Origin of the sequence: Nonomuraea sp. NPDC049684, assembly GCF_044465345.1 — a bacterium.
Lineage (GTDB): Bacteria > Actinomycetota > Actinomycetes > Streptosporangiales > Streptosporangiaceae > Nonomuraea.
In genome coordinates this window covers 40,470-54,351 of sequence record NZ_JBITLO010000013.1, presented here as the reverse complement: position 1 = coordinate 54,351, position 13,882 = coordinate 40,470, and the positions used below count along the sequence as shown (strand labels likewise).

Genomic DNA, 13,882 nt, shown 5'->3' with positions numbered 1-13,882 from the left:
TGGAACCCGCCCCGGCCTGCTTCAACTGCCTCTGCAGCCGCGAGGGCCGTTTCCGCAGCCAGCCCGACGGCCGCTAATGTTCCGCAAACGGAACCTGTTGGCGAGGAGGAGCCACATGACGTCCCAGGAAGACACGGCCGCCCACGGCCGGACCGTGAGCGCGGGGTCCGCCGGTACGGAGGCGCCCCTGGCCGGGCAGGTGGCCATCGTCACGGGCGGCTCGGCGGGGCTCGGCCGGGCCATCGCGCAGGGTCTGGCCTCGGCCGGCTGCACGGTGGTGCCGGCCGGCCGGCGGTTGTCGGCGTGCCGGGAGGCGGCGGCCGAGATCACCGCCGCGACCGGCGTCGCCGCCTCGGGCATGGCCTGCGACGTCACCGACGAGGAGCAGGTCCAGGCTCTCGTGCGGGACGTCGTCGCCGCGCACGGCCGCCTGGACGTGCTCGTCACCAGCGCCGGCATCCAGGCCCGCGGCGAACTGGACGCCCTCGACGCCGCCACGCTGCGCCGCTGCCTCGACGTCAACGTCGTCGGCACCTTCCTCGCCTGCCAGGCCGCCGTGCCGGTGATGCGCGAAGCCGGGTACGGCCGCATCGTCACCCTGGCCAGCGCTCTCGGGCTCGTCGGCGCCGCGGGCCGGGCGGGCTACGCGGCCAGCAAGGGCGCGGTCGTCCAGCTCACCCGCAGCCTGGCCGTCGAGCTCGCGGGCACCGGCATCTGCGTCAACGCCCTGGCCCCTGGCCCGTTCCGCACCCCGCTGAACGAGGGCGTCGAGGACGACCCGCACGTGCGGGAGTTCCTCGACCACCAGGTCCCCATGCGGCGCTGGGCCGACCCGGGCGAGCTCGTCGGCGCGGCGGTCCTGCTGGCCGGTCCGGCGGCCTCCTACCTCACCGGCGCCGTGCTGCCGGTCGACGGAGGCTGGACCGCCCACTGAAGGCGTCCGGCCGCTGTCTGATCCCACGAAGCCCCGGGTGCTCTTTGGTGTCCCGCACGATTCGGTCCCGCCGCACGGTGCCGTAGCGTCACCGTGACACTTGAGCATTCGGAGGGCCGGCACGTTGATCGCGATCAGGGAACTCCATGGGATCGCGGAGTTCGAGCAGGTCAGTGAACTGTTCGACGGGATCTGGCACTTCGACCCGGACGGCCGGCCGATCACGGTCGAGCTGATGCGGGCGATGTCGCATGCGGGCAACTACGTGGCCGGCGCCTACGACGACGCGGGCCGCCTGGTGGGCGCCTCCGTCGGCTTCTTCGGGGCCGGCAACACGCTGCACTCCCACATCACCGGCGCGACCGGCGGCCACGGCATCGGCTTCGAGCTGAAGCTGCACCAGCGCCGCTGGGCCCTGGAGCGCGGCATCGACCGCATCACCTGGACCTACGATCCGCTGGTGCGCAGGAACGCCCACTTCAACCTGGCCAAGCTGGGCGCCCGCCCCGAGGAGTACCTGCCGAGCTTCTACGGCGTCATGACCGACGCCATCAACCAGGGCAGCGACTCCGACCGCGTACTGGCCTCATGGTCGTTGTCGGCGCCGCACGTGGCGGCCCTCGTACGGGGCGAGCCCGCCCGGCGGCCCCTCCCGGCGGACGCCGCGATCGTGCTGGCCGACGAGGACGGACGGCCGGTGACGCGCGACAGCGACGCCGCCACCCTGCTCGTGGCCCTGCCGGAGGACATCGAGGCGCTGCGCATCACGGACCCCGGGGCCGCCAAGGCGTGGCGGCTGGCCGTCCGGGAGGTCCTGGGCGGCCTGCTCGTGGAAGGCGGCGTGGTGACCGCCTTCCACGACAAGGCGTTCTACGTGGTGGAGCGGCCCAGCCGGGGCACGGCCTCCAGCAGCGACCGGGTGTAGTCGTGGGCGGGGGCGCCGACCACTTCCTCGGTCGGCCCCAGCTCCACGATGCGCCCCTGGTGCAGCACCGCGACCACGTCGGAGACGTAGCGCACCACGGCCAGGTTGTGCGAGATGAACAACATCGACAGGCCCAGCTCGTCGCGGAGCCTGCGCACGAGGTTCAGCACCGAGCCCTGGACGGACACGTCCAGGGCGCTGGTGATCTCGTCGGCGACCAGCAGGTCGGGCTCGGCGCCCAGCGCCCTGGCGATGGCCACGCGCTGACGCATGCCGCCTGACAGCTCGCGCGGGTAGCGCGTGGCCACCTCGGGCGGCAGGGAGACCAGCGACAGCAGCCGCTCGACCGAGTCCTTGCCGCAGCCCTCGGCGATGGACGCCCCGACCCTCATCCGGGGGTCGAGCGAGGCGTAGGGGTCCTGGAAGACCATCTGGACGCGGCTGGCGCCGGTGATGGTGCCGGTGTGCGGCACCAGGCCGCTCACCGCCCTGGCCACCGACGACTTGCCCGACCCCGACTCGCCGACGAGCCCGACGATGGACCCGCTCGGCACCTCCAGGGTGATGTCGTCGACGGCGGTGAACGAGCCGAACCGCACGGTCAGGTTCTCGATGATCATCAGACCTCCCAGCAGGCGACCTGGTGCGCCTTGCCGTACGACGTCAAAGGGGGACGCTCGCCGGCGCAGCGGGCCGTGGCCAGCGCGCAGCGGGCGGCGAAGGCGCAGCCGTCGCCCACGTCGGAGGGGGCGGGCTGGCGGCCGGGGATGCTGGCCAGCGGCAGCGACCGGTCGGTGTCCATGTCGGGCAGCGAGTCGATGAGCGCCCGCGTGTAGGGGTGCGCGGCGCCGTCGGCCAGCAGTTCGACCGGGAGCTGCTCGACGACGCGGCCGGCGTACATGACGACGACCACGTCGCACAGCTCGCCGACGACGGCGATGTCGTGGGAGATGAACAGGGCCGCCGCGCCGGTCTCGTCGGTGACCTCGCGCAGCAGCTTGAGGATCTGCCGCTGCACCGTCACGTCGAGCGCGGTGGTGGGCTCGTCGGCGATGAGCAGCCTGGGGGCGCCCATGAGGCCCATGGCGATGACGGCGCGCTGCCGCATGCCGCCGGACAGCTCGTGCGGGTGCCGGCGCGCCACCCGTTCGGGCGCGGGCAGGTGGACGTGGCCGAGCCGGTCGACGGCGCGCCGGTGGGCCTCGGCCTTGCCGGCGCCCTGGTGCACGATCGCGACCTCGGCGAGCTGGCCGCCGACCTTCAGCGCGGGGTTGAGCGAGGCCATCGGGTCCTGGAAGACCATGGCGAGCGCGGTTCCGAGTTCCTTGGGCGACATCTCGGAGATCTCCTGGCCGGCCAGCGCCAGCCTGCCCGCCGTCACCACGCCCGGGTACGGCACCAGCCCGCCGATCGCGGCGGCGGTGAGGCTCTTGCCGCTGCCCGACTCACCGACCAGCCCGGCGATCTGCCCGGGGGCGACGGTCAGCGACACCTCGCGGACCGGCGTGACGCCGCCGGGGAAGGTCACCGTCAGGTCCTTGACCTCCAGCACCGCCTCGGGGTCCGGCTCGCCGGGGGCGGGCGGCGCGGCCGGCCTGGCCTCGCGCGTGTGCACGGCAGTGCGGGAGGCGGCCTTGGCCAGGGCGTCCCCCAGCAGGTTGAAGCCGATGCCGGCCAGCGCGACCGCCAGGGCGGGCCCCAGCGCCACCTCGGGCGTGACGTAGATGCGGCCGAACCCGTCGAACAGCAGCCGTCCCCAGTCGAAGGCGGGCGGCTGCACGCCGAGGCCCAGGAACGACATCCCGGCCAGGCCCAGCAGCGCGCCGCCGAGCGCCTGGGTGAGGTTGAGGATGAGCGGCTCGGCGATGTTGGGCAGCACGTGCCTGGTCAGGACGCGCATGCGCGGCACGCCGAGCATCCGGGCGGCCGCGACGTAGTCGGCGCCCGCGACGGTCGCGGCCAGCGTCTGGGTGAGCCGGGCGAAGCCCGGGGCGATGGCCACGCCGATGCCGAGCACCGCGCCCTTGGCCCCCAGCCCGGCGACCACCGCGGTGAACATGGCCAGCAGCAGGCCGGGGAAGGCGACCAGCGCGTTGACGGCGCCGGTGACGAAACGGGCGCCGCGCGGCGGCAGCACCGAGGGCAGCGCGCCGAGCACGGTGCCGATGGCCGCGCCGAAGAGCGTGGCCGCCAGCGCGAGCAGGAGGGAGAACCGGCCCGCGACCAGGACCCTGGCCAGCAGGTCGCGTCCCAGGTTGTCGGTGCCGAGCGGATGGGCGGCCGAGGAGCCCTGCAGGATGGCGCCGGCGTCGATCTTCTCCGCCGCCGCGCCCCAGATCGGCGGCCCGACGACGGCCAGGACCACCATGAGCGTGACCAGCACGGCTCCGGCGACGGCGGCCGGGGTGCGCAAACGCATCAGTTTTCCTTGATCTTGGAGGTGGGGTCGAGCGCGCCCAGGATCAGATCGACGGCGAGGTTCACGACGAGCACGATCGCGCCGTAGACGAGGATGACGCCCTGGGCGACGGGATAGTCCTTCTGTGTGATCGACTCGACGATCTTCAGGCCGAGCCCCGGCCAGGCGAAGACGTACTCCACCAGCACGCTGCCGGCGATCAGCGAGGTGAGCAGCAGCCCGCCCACGGTCAGCGTCGCGGTCAGCGTGTTGGGCAGCACGTGCCGCAGGTGCAGGCGGGCGGCGGGCAGCCGTTTCGACCGGGCCAGCCGCACGTAGTCGGTGGCGAGCTCGCGCAGGGTCTCCACCCGGGAGATGCGGGCGATCATCGCGATCGGGCCGATCGCCAGCGCGGCCACCGGCAGGACGTACGACATCACCCCCTCCTTGCCGGCCGGCGGGAACAGGCCGAGCCCGATCGACAGGACCGCCACCAGCGCGATGGAGTAGAGGAACTCCGGGACGGCGACGGCGGTGCCGGTGACCGAGCTGAAGGTGATCTCGGTGCCCCGGTTCCGGCCGTTCTCCGTGCGGATGGCCGCCCACATGCCGAGCGGCACGGCCAGCAGCAGCGCCACCACGGTGGCCAGCAGCGCCAGGCCCAGCGTGTTGGGCAGCCGGGCGGCGATGACGTCGCCGACCGGCTCGCCCGTCAGGAACGAGGTGCCGAAGTCGCCGGTGAGGATGTGCCCGACGTAGGCGGCGAACTGCTCGGGCAGCGACTTGTCCAGCCCGAGCAGCTGCTTGCGGGCGTTGATCAGCTCGATCGGCGCGGCCGGGCCGAGCGAGGCCCGCACCGGGTCGCCGGGGATGAGATGGATCATCGCGAACGACGCCACGAGCAGCGCCGCCAGCGACACGACGAAGCGCACGAGGCGCCGTACGGTCACTCAGCCTCCCTGGGTGAGGCGGATCGTCGAGGGCAGGAACAGGCCGGCCATCGTCCGGAAGGTGGCGCCCTTGGTGGCGGTCAGCGTGTTCATCTCCACCACGGGCACCAGGTCGGCGTTGTCGAACAGGGCCGACTCCGACGCCAGCCACTTGGCGCAGCCCTCGGGGCCGGTCAGCTTGGCGGCCTCGGCAACCAGCCGCTCGTACTCGGCGTTCTTCAGGTGGGCGAAGTTGGCGCCCTTGGGGGCGGCGGGGCCGGACAGGAAGCCGACCAGCTGCGAGGGCAGGGTGACGCCGATGGGCAGCCAGACGACGTCCCAGTCCTGGGTGGCGTTGAGCGACTCCGACAGCTTGGTGTCGATGACGCCGTTGAGCTTCACGTCGACGCCGATCTTCTTCCACGCCGCCGCCATGTACTCGGCGGCGGCCACGATGCCGGGGCCCTTGGTGGTGGCGTACATGACGCGCAGGGAGAGCTTCTTGCCGTCCTTCTCCCTGATGCCGTCGGCCCCTGCCTTCCAGCCGGCCGCGTCCAGGGCGGCGGTGGCGGCCGCCGTGTCGAAGGCGGGCACGTGACCGGTGACGGTGTCGCCCTGGCACGGGCGGGGCGGCGCCACGAGCCCGGTGGCCGGCTTGCCGGTGCCGCCCGAGGCGATGCCGCCCAGCTCCTTCAGGTCGAGCGCCTGGGTCAGCGCCTTGCGGACGGCGGGATCGTGGCCGGGCCTGTCCTCGCCCTGGTGGTAGAAGAACTGGCCGTTGCCCTGCACCTCGATGATCTTGCCGAGGGCGGGGTTGGCCTCCAGCCGGGTGCGGTCGGGGCCGAAGAAGGTGGCGGCGTTGAGCGAGCCGGCCAGCAGCAGGTTGGCCGCCGTCTGCTCGTTCGGCACCACCTTGAGGACGAGCGTCTCGGGGATGTCCTTGGCGGTGCCGCCCTCCGGGCCCCAGGTGTACTCCCGGCGCGCCTTGAACGTGTAGTGGTCGCCGGGGACGGCCTCGGTGAGCTGGTACGGGCCGGTCCCGGAGGTGGCCCGCGCGATGAGCGAACGGTCCTTGACGGCCTTGCCGCAGACGATGAACAGCAGCCGTGAGCTCTCCAGGATGAAGCTGAACGGCTCGGGCGTCGACAGCGTCACGGTGCCGGCGGACTCGTCGGCCTCGGCCTTCATGCCGGCCGGTACGAGCACCCCGTAGATGGGCGACTTGACGGCGGGGTCGGCGATGTGGTTGATGTTCTCGGCGACGTCGGCCGGGGTGAGCTTGGAGCCGTCGGAGCAGGTGACGTTCTTGCGCAGGGTGAAGGTCACCCTGTCGGGCTTGACGTCCCACTTCTCGGCCAGGGCGGGCACGGTCTTGCCGTCCGCCGAGACGGACACCAGGGTGTCGTAGGCCACCGACAGGACCTCGTTGGTGACCGAGAGCACGCCCGTGGCGGGGTCGAGCACCCCGGGGTCCGCGCTGATGGCGGCGGTGAACGTGCCGCCCGTGACAGGCTTGCCCGTACTGCCCGCCGTACCTCCGCCGCTGCCGCACGCGGCCGCTAGCAGGGCCAACGCGGTGAGCACCGCTGTCTTCTTCATGGCGACTCCAGGAGAGCGTGGGGTGGTGACCCACATTCGTCCCTCTCGGCCCGTCCTTCTTCGTCGCCCTTCACAAAAAGCGCGGACGACCTCGTGCTAGCGCCCGAAGATCCGCATCTGCAGCATCACCGTGAGTCGCGCGTCGGGATCGGACAGGTCGAGCCCGCTGATCTCGGTGAGCCGCTTGAGCCGGTAGCGGAAGGTGTTGGCGTGCACGTGGACCTTCGCGCAGGCGGCGTTGACGTCGCCGAACGCGTCGAGATACGCCCGCAGGGTGGCCACCAGCTCGCTGCCGTGCTCGGCGTCGTGCGCGAGCAGCCGCTCGTACGGGCCGGTGGGCACCTGCTCCTCGGCGGCGACCACGTCGGAGACCTGGAGCAGCAGCGACTCGAAGTGCACGGCCGTGTAGCCGGCGACCTGACCGGCCAGGCCGCGGGCGCGCAGCACGCGCAGCGCCCGATCGGCGTCGGCGCGGGCCCGCGCGACCTGGGAGAGGTTGGCGGCCAGCCGGCCGACCCCGATGTTGGCCGCGTGCCGCGGCCCGACCCTGGCCAGGAACGACTCGGCGACGCGCACGGCCCGCGTCTCCTCGTCGCCGCCCGAGCTCAGCGGCAGGACGGCGTAGGCCACCGAGCCGATCATCGCGGCGGCCGCCTTGGGATGGATCGCGCCGACGTGCAGCGCCAGGGCGTCGCAGAAGCGTTGCCGGTCGCTCTCGGCGCGCGCCGGGTCGGCCGCGTCGCCGTCGGCGAGCTGGGCGGCGAGCACGCACAGGCGCTCGGTGGCGATGCCGAGGCGGCCCGCGGCGTCGGCCGCGTCTGAACCGCCGGCCAGGACCGTGGACAGCAGGTCGGCGCGCAGCCGCCGCTGGGTGTCGGCGCCGGCGCGCTCGCGCAGCAGCTGCAGCGCGACGATCTTGGCCGCGTCGGCCAGGGCGCGCTCGCGCTGCGGCGTGAGCGGCTCGCGCACGGCGACCCAGATGGAGCCGAGGATCTCGTCGCCGATCCGGACGGCCACGGCCGCCCGGTTGATGCTGTCGCCGTCGAGCTCGATGTAGATCGGCTCGCGGCTCTGGTAGAGCTTCTTGAAGAAGCCGCGCTCGTCGAGCATGCGCTGGAACCGCTCGGGCACCTGGCGGCCGAGCACGGTCTCGACCCGGCCGGGGTCGGCTTCGTCCTGCCTGCCGGAGAAGGCCAGGACGCGGGTCGAGCGGTCTTCGATGGTGACGGGCGCGTCGAGCAGCGCGCAGACGGCGTTGGCCAGCGCGAACAGGTCGCCCTGCGGCCCCTTCTCCGGCATGGCCAGGTCGCCCTCGGCCAGCAGGGAGCGCAGCAGCGCGGCGACCTGCGACCAGGACGCGGCCCTGGTCAGCCCGAGCACGGCGACGCCGGTCTCCAGGACCTTGCTGCGCACCTGCTCGTCGACGTCGACCGGCAGCTTGACGACGATGCCGCTGGCCTCGCGGGCGGCGTCGAGCAGGGCGCAGATGGCGGTGGCGCCCTGCACGCCGACGGCCAGCAGCAGCCCGCCCGGCGGCACGTAGAGCTCGTCGAGCGGGTCGTAGATGTGCACCCCGGTGACCTCGGTGTCGAGGTCACCGGGTGAGGCGGCCACGTCGAGGACCGTGCTGCCGAGATCGAACAGGATCCGCTCAAGGCTGGCGCGCGGACGGCTGTTCATCCGCTCACGATAGTCGACGTAGACCGTCATCAGCCGCGCAGGTGATCGACGGCCAGACGGGCGGCCCGGCCGATGGCGGCGTCCGCGGCCGGGATGCGGAAGGACAGGTCGTCGCCGTGCAGGAACACCGCGACGGCGTACCGGCCGCCGTCGGGGTACTCCACGACGCCCGCCTCGTTGCGCACGCCCCACAGGGTGCCGGTCTTGGCCGACACCCGCACCTCGTCCGGGAAGCCCGAGGAGAGGCGGTGCGGCCAGATCTGCCTGCCCATGATGTCGCGCACCTCCGCGCACGCCTCGGCGGGCCCCGCCTCGTCGCGCCAGACGAGGCCGAGCAGGGTGGTGATCTCCCGGGGCGTGCCCGCGGTGGTCCGTTCCGGATCACGTACGGCCAGCGCCCTGATCCGCTCCTCGGGGATGCCGGCCACGTCGATGGTGCCCAGCTCCTCGACCACGGACTCGAACAGCGTCGCGCAGCCGCCGATCAGGCGGGTGCGCCTGAGCCCGAGGTCCTCCAGCGTGGCGTTGACGCGGTCGAGGCCCACCCGGCGCAGCAGCACGTCGGTGGCCGCGTTGTCGCTCATCGACATCATGAAGTGGGCCAGGTCGCGCAGCGTCAGCGACACGTCGTCGGCGCAGCCCGAGGTGCCGATGCCGCCGTCCTTGTCCGCCGCGGTGACGGTGAGCCGCTCGGTGCGGTCCACCTCGCCCGCCGCGGCCTGCCTGGCGTACTCCAGCAGGATCGGCAGCTTGAACACCGAGGCCAGGACGACCGGGGCGTCCGGGTCGAGGCCGATCTCGGCCTCGCCGTCCAGGTCGCGGGCGTGCACGAAGCCGCGCACGCCCGCCGCCGCGAAGACGTTCCTGGCCTCCCGGTCAAACACGCGGGACCGCCCGGCCGTTGTGCAGGTGCGTGGCGGCCCCGTCCCGCACGACGAACGTGACGGTGTCGTGCCTGCCCTCCTCGGGCTGCTCGGCGATGAAGGTGTCCTCGGCGAGGTGGACGTACCTGGCGGTGGTGCCCTCCTGGCCCATGCTGGCCATGAACGCGCCGGGGATCAGGGCGACCTGGAGGCCGCCGTCGGCCGCCGAGACCTCGTAGGCGAGCTGGGGTCCCTCGTACCGGCCGGTGTACGGCGCGGGGTCCACGGCCCGCGGCTGCTCCGGCGGGGCGGGCAGGTCGGGGGCGGCCAGCCCGGCCTCCCTGAGCAGCGGCAGGAGCAGGTCGTTAATCACGCCGACGAAGTTGCCGCCGTTGATGCTCATCGCGATCGCGTACGAGCCGTCGTCGGCCACCCGCCAGAACGTGCTCTGGCCCGGGGTCCCGCCGTCGTGGCCGTAGGCGCCCCAGGTGAACAGCTCGAAGCCGAGCCCCCAGTTGGCGGCCATCAGGCCGGGCACGCCCGGCACCGCGGCCTGCGGGGTGCGCATCGCGGCGACGCTCTCCGCCGACAGCACCTGGGTGCCGTCCTCGGCCACGCCGCCCGCGGCGAACATGCGGCCGAACCGCACCAGCTCGCGCGGGGCCAGGCACATGGTGGCCCCGGCGGGCGCGTTGGAGCGGGGCATCTGCCACTGGGGGCAGACGTCGTTGCCCGGCCCGATGTGCCCGGCCGCCACGCGGAACAGCACGGCCTCCTCGGCCAGCAGCGCCGCGTGGGTGGCGCCGAGCGGCTTCAGCAGGTGCTCCCGCATGGCCTGCTCCCAGGTCGTGCCGCGCAGCCTGGCCACGATGGCGCCGAGCACGCAGTAGCCGGCGTTGCAGTACGAGAACAGCTCGCCCGGCTCGTGCACCTTGCCCGCGCCGTGCAGGTAGGCCACGAACTTGTCGAGGCTGTCGTCGCCGCGGCCGGTGTCCTCGAACAGGTCGCCGTCGAAGCCGCCGGTGTGCGCCAGCAGCTGCCTGACGGTGATCACGGCGTCGTAGGACAGGGCGAACTCGGGCAGGTAGTGCCCGACCTCCTCGTCCAGGTCGAGCAGGCCCTCCTCGGCGAGCTGCATGATCAGGGCGGCCGTCCACACCTTGGTGGTCGAGCCGACCTGGAAGACGCTGTCGGTGGTGGTCTCGACGCCGGTGTTGCGGTTGACCACGCCCGTGGCCGCCTCATGCAACTGGCCGCCGGTCCACACGGCGATGGCCGCGCCCGGCACGTCGTGCGCCGCGGCCGCTTCGTCCAGGCGCTTCTGCAGATCCATCCGGTCTCCTCAGGCGATCTTGGGGGTGGCGCGGACGCCGAGGTGGAAGTAGGGCGAGCCGTCGTCGAGCTGGTAGAACACGCCCGAGACCCAGTCGGGGTCGCCCTCGCGGCGGCCGACGAAGGTGACGTCGTCGACGGCGACGAGGTCGAGGTCGAACGGCTCCTGCAGGGCGGCGAGCGCGCCCGTCGACTCGACGCGCAACCTGAGCGCGCCGTCGTGCACGCTGGCGGTCATGCGGGCGCCGACCCGCTCGTAGACGCCGGCGTAACGCTCGACGTCCACCTGCACGGGGCTGTCCGGCGGGCCGAGCACCGGCGGCACGGCCAGGCCGTCGAGCTCGGCGAACAGCTCGGTGGCCACGGCGTGGGTGAGGGCGCCGCTGTGGCCGCCGTTGGTGGTCACGCACACGACGGTGCCGGTGTCGGGCACGACCCAGAGCATGGCGTGCTGGCCGATGGTGTTGCCGCCGTGCGAGATGACGCGGTGGCCGGACCACTCGTCCAGGATCCAGCCGATGCCCCACTGCCTGCCCAGGGTGTGCGGGTTGGGGATGTCGACCTGCGGCTCCCACATCGCCCGCGGGTTCTCCAGCAGGCCGCCCTCCAGGTGGGCGCGGCCGAAGGCGACCACGTCCCGCGGACGGGCGCAGATGAGGCCGGCCGGGCCGCACGAGCGCATGAGGCCCCACACGAGAGCCGCCTTGCCGTCCTCGACGTGGCCGTGCGCGGCGCGGAAGCGCAGTACGTCCTCCGGCAGCGTCCAGGTGTGGGTCAGGCCGAGCGGCTCGCAGATGTTCTCGCGCAGCACCGCGTCCCAGGTCTTGCCCTCCAGCACCTCCAGGATGCGCCCGGCGATGACGAAGCCGGAGTTGCAGTAGGACTGGGTGGCGCCGAGCGGGTGGTTCTGCGCCAGGTCGGCGCAGGCCTCGACGTACTTCTCGATGCAGTCGTCGCCGCGGCCGGTGTCGAGGAACAGGTCGCCGTCGATGCCGCTGGTGTGCGACAGCAGGTGCCGGACCGTGACGGTCTTGGTCACCTCGGCGTCGGCCACCCGGAAGCCGGGCAGCAGCTCGGCGACCGGGGTGTCCAGGGTCAGCCGGCCGCGCTCGATCTGCTGCATGAGCAGGGTGGCCGTCCAGACCTTGGAGACCGAGCCGATCTGGAACAGGGAGTCGGGGGTCGCCTCCACGCCGGTGTCGACGTTGAGCACGCCCGCGGCGAACTCGTGCAGCTCCCCGTTGTGCAGGTAGGCGAGCGCCGCGCCCGGGACCTCGTACTTCTCGATCAGTTCGGCGAGACGCTGACCCATTGATCCAGCCACGCGAGGATCCTTTCGTTGTAATCGAAGCGGTGTGAAGGCCGTCCGTTGAGGATGAAAAGGTGTGAACCACCGGGATACCGGACCAGGCGGACCGGCACCCGGCGCTCGCGCAGCGCCTCGAACCACTGCTCGGCCTGGCCGATCGGGCAGCGGTCGTCCGACCCGCCGTGCAGGATCAGGGTCGGGGTGACGACGTCGCCGGCGTACGTGATCGGCGACTGCTCGACGAACTCGTCCCTGACCTCGTACTTGGCCAGGAAGTAGCCGAGGTCGGCGGTGCCGAGCATGCTGCGCAGGTCGACCACGACCCCGCCGGGGACGGCCGCGGCGAACCGCCGGGTCCTGGCGGTGAGCCAGCAGGTCATGTAGCCGCCGTAGCTGTAGCCGGTGACCGCCAGCCGGGCGGGGTCGGCGACGCCCTCCTCGACCAGGACGTCCAGCGGGGTGAGGAAGTCGTCCTCGTCCGACAGGCCCCAGGCGCCGGCCGTGGCGGTGTAGAACGCCTCGCCGTACCCGTCGCTGGCCCGGGGGTTCACCAGCAGCACGGTCCAGCCCTGGGCGGCCAGCGCCTGGTGGTAGAGGTGCACGCCGTCGAAGACGGGCGCCCAGGCGTTGTGCGGGCCGCCGTGGATGTCCAGCAGCAGCGGGCCGGGCTCGGTCAGCGTCTCGTCGCGCAGCACGAACGCCTCGACCGGCGTGCCGTCGGGGGCGGTGAAGGTGCGGCTGCGCGCCTGGAACAGCTCGACGCCCTCGGGGGCGTGGTCGGTGAGGGCCTGGCCGTCGAGGTAGACGTCACCGGCGCTGCGCGGCGTGGAGGCCACGTAGGCCACCCGCCCGGCGGCGACGCTGACGCCGGCCACGTTGCGGTCGGCCTCGACCACGCGCTCGGCGACGCCGCCGGGCGGCAGCCGGTACAGGTGGGTGAATCCGCCGTCGCGGACGCAGAACAGCAGGTCGTCGCCGTTCATCGCGGGCGTCGCCCCCGGGTAGCCGGGCGCGCCGATCATCACGTTGCGGTCGAGGCCGGTCTCGATCTCGGCGAGGTCGTCGCCGTCCAGGGCGAACAGGCGGGTGTGGCCCTCGGGCGCGCCGCGGTAACCGGCCACGATCCAGCGGCCGCCCAGCCACCAGACGCCCGCGCAGATCACGCCGGCGCCGCCCGCGCGTTCGAGCGCGCCGTCCTGCTTGGGCTCGACCAGGTAGAGGCCGCCGCAGATGTCCAGGTCGCGGTCGGGGTCCAGGCCGGCGGTGAAGGCCAGCAGGTCGCCGTCCGGGGCCCAGGCGGGCGCGCCGGCGTGGAAGTCGCCCGAGGTCACCTGTGCCGAGGCGCCGTCCTCGACGTCCACGACGAACAGGTGCGTGGTCAGGCCGCACAGCAGCCCGGCGCCGTCGGCCTTGTACTCCAGCGTGTCGATGACGATCGGCGCGTTCGGGTCCACCTCGCCGGACGGCCCGGCGTAGGCGATGCGGGCGCCGTCGGGCGACCAGACGGGCACGCCGGCGCCCAGCGGCGCCGAGGTGAGGACGCGCGGCTCGCCGCCGTCCATGGGCAGCAGGTGGATCTGCGGCGGCCCGCCGGCCGGGCGCAGGAAGGCGAGGGTGCGACCGTCGGGCGACCAGCGGGGGGCCGCGCCGGTCGCCAGCCGGCGCGGGGCGGCGCCCGGGGCGGCCAGCCAGATCTCGGTCACGTTGGCGTCGGACTCGCGGTCCGCCGTCGTCAGGGTGTAGGCGACGGCGGAGCCGTCCGGACGCAGCTGTGGATCACCGGGTACGGCCAGGCCGTACAGGTCGTCGAGGGAGAGGCGGCGCATGACCGAACGCTAGGCCAGGCCGACGCCGTCCTCTTCATCGTGCACGACGAATAGCGTCTGAGACCTTGTGCCCGGGGCCAAAGCGCT

The 13,882-nt window shown here is 73.1% G+C and carries 11 protein-coding genes; 2 read left to right on the top strand and 9 right to left on the bottom strand.

Going from position 1 to position 13,882, the window contains the following annotated elements; genetic code table 11:
- Positions 1-115: 115 nt before the first annotated feature.
- Both ACIBST_RS34000 and ACIBST_RS33995 read left to right on the top strand, forming a co-directional pair.
- Positions 116-934 (top strand): SDR family NAD(P)-dependent oxidoreductase, encoded by an 819-nt coding sequence (locus ACIBST_RS34000; protein ID WP_397177665.1) that lies wholly within the window; start codon positions 116-118, stop codon positions 932-934.
- A 100-nt stretch (positions 935-1,034) separates the two neighbouring features.
- Positions 1,035-1,859, top strand: a complete 825-nt coding sequence (locus tag ACIBST_RS33995) for a GNAT family N-acetyltransferase (protein ID WP_397177663.1) — start codon at positions 1,035-1,037, stop codon at positions 1,857-1,859.
- Here ACIBST_RS33995 and ACIBST_RS33990 read toward each other — a convergent pair.
- From ACIBST_RS33990 to ACIBST_RS33950, 9 genes are all read right to left on the bottom strand, one after another.
- Positions 1,805-2,479 (bottom strand): ABC transporter ATP-binding protein, encoded by a 675-nt coding sequence (locus tag ACIBST_RS33990; RefSeq protein WP_397177661.1) that lies wholly within the window; start codon positions 2,477-2,479, stop codon positions 1,805-1,807. The genes ACIBST_RS33995 and ACIBST_RS33990 overlap by 55 nt on opposite strands.
- A complete protein-coding gene (locus tag ACIBST_RS33985; RefSeq protein ID WP_397177659.1) occupies positions 2,479-4,278 on the bottom strand; it encodes a dipeptide/oligopeptide/nickel ABC transporter permease/ATP-binding protein in 1,800 nt (599 codons plus the stop codon). The genes ACIBST_RS33990 and ACIBST_RS33985 overlap by 1 nt, the downstream gene beginning before the upstream one ends.
- The gene (locus ACIBST_RS33980) at positions 4,278-5,207 is read right to left on the bottom strand and encodes an ABC transporter permease (RefSeq protein ID WP_397177658.1); all 930 of its coding nucleotides are present in this window, start codon (positions 5,205-5,207) and stop codon (positions 4,278-4,280) included. Before ACIBST_RS33980 ends, ACIBST_RS33985 begins: the two co-directional genes overlap by 1 nt.
- Positions 5,208-6,785: an ABC transporter substrate-binding protein gene (locus ACIBST_RS33975; protein ID WP_397177657.1), complete on the bottom strand. Its 1,578-nt coding sequence runs from the start codon at positions 6,783-6,785 to the stop codon at positions 5,208-5,210. It lies immediately after the preceding gene.
- A 96-nt stretch (positions 6,786-6,881) separates the two neighbouring features.
- Positions 6,882-8,465 (bottom strand): PucR family transcriptional regulator, encoded by a 1,584-nt coding sequence (locus ACIBST_RS33970; RefSeq protein WP_397177655.1) that lies wholly within the window; start codon positions 8,463-8,465, stop codon positions 6,882-6,884.
- A gap of 29 nt (positions 8,466-8,494) precedes the next feature.
- Positions 8,495-9,349 carry a serine hydrolase gene (locus tag ACIBST_RS33965; RefSeq protein WP_397177653.1) on the bottom strand — a complete coding sequence of 285 codons (855 nt, stop codon included), beginning with the start codon at positions 9,347-9,349 and terminating at the stop codon, positions 8,495-8,497.
- Complete coding sequence (locus ACIBST_RS33960; protein WP_397177652.1) at positions 9,342-10,661, bottom strand: serine hydrolase domain-containing protein; 1,320 nt, start codon at positions 10,659-10,661, stop codon at positions 9,342-9,344. The genes ACIBST_RS33965 and ACIBST_RS33960 overlap by 8 nt, the downstream gene beginning before the upstream one ends.
- Before the next feature lie 9 nt (positions 10,662-10,670).
- Positions 10,671-11,984 carry a serine hydrolase domain-containing protein gene (locus ACIBST_RS33955; RefSeq protein WP_397177650.1) on the bottom strand — a complete coding sequence of 438 codons (1,314 nt, stop codon included), beginning with the start codon at positions 11,982-11,984 and terminating at the stop codon, positions 10,671-10,673.
- The gene (locus ACIBST_RS33950; RefSeq protein WP_397177648.1) at positions 11,948-13,795 is read right to left on the bottom strand and encodes a S9 family peptidase; all 1,848 of its coding nucleotides are present in this window, start codon (positions 13,793-13,795) and stop codon (positions 11,948-11,950) included. Before ACIBST_RS33950 ends, ACIBST_RS33955 begins: the two co-directional genes overlap by 37 nt.
- Positions 13,796-13,882: the final 87 nt, after the last annotated feature.